Raw genomic sequence first — 3,909 nt, 5'->3', positions numbered from 1 at the left:
CTCGTACGGCGACACGCAGCGCTACCGGCTCGGCATCAATCACCACCAGATTCCGGTGAATGCGCCGCGCGTGCCGACTCCGCATTCATTCCATCGCGACGGCGCGATGCGCACCGACGGCAATCTCGGCGGCAACGTGAACTACGAGCCGAACCGTTTCGGCGACTTCGCGCAGGACGCGAATGCGGCGGAGCCGCCGCTCGCGGCGGGCGCGGTCGATCGTTACGACCATCGCGAGGACGACGATTACTACAGCCAGCCCGCTGCGCTGTTCCGTCTGTTCGATGCCGGTCAGCGTGAGCGTCTGTTCGCGAATATCGCAGCGGCGATCAATGGGGTGCCGAAAGAGATCGTGGATCGTCAGATCGAGCATTTCCGCCGCGCGGATCCGGCTTATGCCGAAGGCGTGGTTGCGGCGATTGCGACGCGGGAATGGGCAGCCCAATCAGGCGCGTCGAACTTCGCATCGCGCACGTAACTGCAGGAACGAAAATGACCAGCTCGACATGGTTAGCGCCAGCTACCGATCGTCATGAACAGAAGTATCCCCAACTGACGAATGCCGAAATCGCACGATTACATCAATACGGCGTTGTTCGTTCGTGGACATCGGAGCGAATTTTTGAAGTCGGCGCACCAGGATTCGGGATGTGTGTGGTATTGCGCGGGATGATTCGCGTGACCAGCCGCGACGCGTTCGGGCGTCATGCCGTCGTTAGCGAAAACGGTCCGGGAAACTTCGTTGCGGAAGTGGGACAGCTATCCGGCGGTCGATGCATAGTAGACGGCGATGCTGTCGGCGACGTATCGGTAATTCACATTCCTCCCGACAGACTCCGGGCGCTCCTGATCGCCGAAGCGGAACTGGGCGAGCGCATTATGCGGGCCCTTATCCTAAGGCGGGTCGCTCTTATCGAGCGAGGCAATGGGATCGTTATAGTCAGTCAACCGCATAACGCCCGTCTTCACGCATTGCAGAGCTTTCTGCGACGCAACAATGTTCCGCATGCAGTCATCGGTGCCTCGTCAGAAGACGACGAGACAGCCCGTTACGTAGCAAAGTGGGTACGCGATGACTCCGATTACCCGCTCGTGCTGCATCCGGACGGGACCATATTGCGCGCACCCGATGAGGCGGAACTGGCCAACGCCTTGGGCTGGCTCCCTGATTTCGATCCGGGGCATGTTTACGACGTCGCAATCGTCGGAGCGGGTCCGGCGGGTTTGGCGACAGCCGTGTACGCCGCGTCCGAAGGGCTCAGAGTCATCGTACTCGATCATAGTGCGCCCGGCGGACAGGCAGGTGCGAGCGCTCGTATTGAAAACTTCTTCGGATTCCCAACAGGGATTTCCGGCCATGCGCTCACCGCACGCGCATTCGTACAGGCACAGAAATTCGGAACCGACGTAGCGATTCCCGCTCAGGCGGAAAGTCTCGATTGCGGCATGACGCCATTCGCGCTGCGGTTGACCTCCAGCGTGACCATCCGGTCCCGAACGATCGTTATTGCATCGGGCGCGGCTTATCGCAAGCCCGACATTCAGGACCTGGAACGCTTCGAAGGACGAGGAACATACTATTGGGCTTCGCCCGTTGAGGCGAAGTTGTGCGCAGGACAAGACGTATTACTGGTCGGTGGCGGAAACTCCGCGGGACAAGCCGCCGTGTACCTCGCGTCTCGCGCGCGGCGAGTTCGTATGCTCGTACGTGGAAAAAGCCTGAAAACCAGCATGTCGCAATATCTTATCGATCGTATCGCTGCTTTGGACAATGTCGATGTGACGTACGAGACTCAGATCACCGCGCTCAGAGGCGGCAACACGCTGGAGGAAGTAGAACTTTTGAGCGGGACGCAACGCTCGATCGAATCTGCGCAACACGTGTTCCTGTTTGCGGGTGCATCTCCCAACACATCGTGGCTTGGCGGATGCGGCGTCGCCGTCGACCAGAACGGTTTTGTGCGTACGGGGGAAGCCGCCGGACCCGGCTTGCAGGAGCACGAAACAAGCGTGCCCGGCGTGTTCTGTGCGGGGGACGTCCGCTCCGTCTCGACGAAACGGGTTGCCGCGGCAGTGGGAGACGGTGCTGCCGTCGTTGCGCAGATTCATCGTCATCTCGAGCGATCGGTCGCTCAGGCATAAGCGCCGTCGAAAAAAGGAATGGCGTGAGCAGCACACGATGCTAGTGCTGATTTTCAAGGTACCGCGGATGTCGGGCGGTGATAGTTGACGGGCAAAAAGGAATTCCGCAATGACAACGATCGAGCATTTCGAGTATGTATTTCTCGGCGGAGGCAAGGGTGGAAAGACCCTCGCGATGGAACTCGCTCAGGCGGGCCGCAAGGTTGCCGTGATCGAGCGACACATGATCGGCGGGTCGTGCATCAACGTGGCATGCATACCGACCAAGACGCTAATCCACACGGCACGTACTGAATACCTCCTGCATCGACAGGATGGTACGGCCTCGGACATGGCCAAAGTATCGCAGCGCGTGAAAGCGGTGGTCGACGATATGGTGGAAATCAATCGCAACGCGTTTCGTGACGCCGGCCTCGAACTTGTGTTGGGCACGGGCCGCTTCGTCGCCCCCCGACGGCTCGAAGTGCAAACAAATGACGGCGGTCTGCGAGTGATCGAAGGCGAACATGCTTTCATCAACACGGGCACGACGGCGGCGATTCCCGACGTACCTGGATTGAAGGCCGCCGAGCCGCTGACGCACGTTGAAGCGCTGGTCCTGACGACGTTGCCCGAGAGCCTGATCGTTCTCGGCGGTGGATATATCGGGCTCGAGATGGCGCAGGCGTTCCATAGACTGGGTAGCAAGGTCACGCTAATACAGGATGCGCCACGCGTGGCGATGCGTGAAGATGAGGACGTCACCGAGGCAATCGAAGCAGCGCTGAAAGACGAAGGCATCGATATTAGAACCGGCGTGAAACCGGTCAGCGTGACGGGCAAGTCGGGAAAGTCAGTGACAGTTTTACTGCAGAATGGGAGCAGCGTGAGCGGCAGTCATATTCTGGTCGCGGCGGGGCGCACTCCTGTCACCTCCGGTATCGGCCTCGACGCCGCTGGCGTGGAAGTCGACGAGCGCGGTTTCATCAAAACGGACGAGCGTCTCGCAACGACAGCAGAGCGCACATGGGCTATCGGCGAGGTGGCAGGGACACCGATGTTCACGCACGCATCGTTTGACGATTACCGCGTGTTGCGCTCGCAACTCGCTGGGGTGAACGCGAAGACCACGAGCTACAGAATCATTCCATATGCGCTCTTCATCGAGCCGGAACTCGGTCGTATCGGCCTTAGCGAAGCAGACGCGAAAGCGCACGGCATCGCGGTGCGGGTTGCAAAGCTGCCGATGGCGGCGGTGCCGCGGGCGCGGACGAGCGGCGCGACCAAGGGTTTCATGAAAATGCTGATCGACGCGCAGTCAGACGCTATCCTGGGCTTCGCGATGCTGGGCGCCAATGCCGGCGACGTAGTGACTGCCGTGCAGATGGCGATGCTTGGCGGATTGCCTTATACAGCAGTGCGCGATGCGATCATTGCACATCCGCTGATGTCCGAAGGGCTCAATATCCTGCTTGCAAAGGTGCCAAAGCGTGCCCTCAATAAGCAGCCGGGATAAAGACTTTTAGCTTTGGGAAACCCGTCGCGGTTTTGGATCCGGAGCAGCAGCAAATGCTCCCACGTTTCTCGACAAGCCATAGCCGACGTCGCCTCGGTTACAAATCCTCGAGCACAAGTTTCCGCTATTTAAGGCACAGCAGACGTTCCAATGTCTGGTTAAACGTCTGGTTGAACGTCTCTTACTGGCCGAGGATGTGTCAAAACCCGCGCGATCGCCTAGACTGAATCGACCTGTTAGCGCGAGAGGCGGAGATGGGGCGATTCGTCGAA

3 protein-coding genes are annotated in these 3,909 nt (G+C 59.5%); all 3 read left to right on the top strand.

The annotated features are described in order from the left end of the window. A partial coding sequence (locus BTH42_RS33315) for a catalase-related domain-containing protein (protein WP_143752315.1) occupies positions 1-478 on the top strand: 478 nt, incomplete at its 5' end. A gap of 14 nt (positions 479-492) precedes the next feature. Then, complete coding sequence (locus BTH42_RS33310) at positions 493-2,142, top strand: FAD-dependent oxidoreductase (RefSeq protein ID WP_075305434.1); 1,650 nt, start codon at positions 493-495, stop codon at positions 2,140-2,142. Between the two features lie 109 nt (positions 2,143-2,251). Beyond that, on the top strand, positions 2,252-3,637 hold the full coding sequence (locus tag BTH42_RS33305) for an NAD(P)/FAD-dependent oxidoreductase (protein ID WP_075305433.1): 1,386 nt from the start codon (positions 2,252-2,254) through the stop codon (positions 3,635-3,637). The last annotated feature ends 272 nt before the right edge of the window (positions 3,638-3,909 follow it).

This window comes from Burkholderia sp. SRS-W-2-2016 (genome assembly GCF_001931485.1).
GTDB lineage: Bacteria > Pseudomonadota > Gammaproteobacteria > Burkholderiales > Burkholderiaceae > Paraburkholderia.
This window is presented reverse-complemented; position numbering and strand designations above follow the sequence as displayed.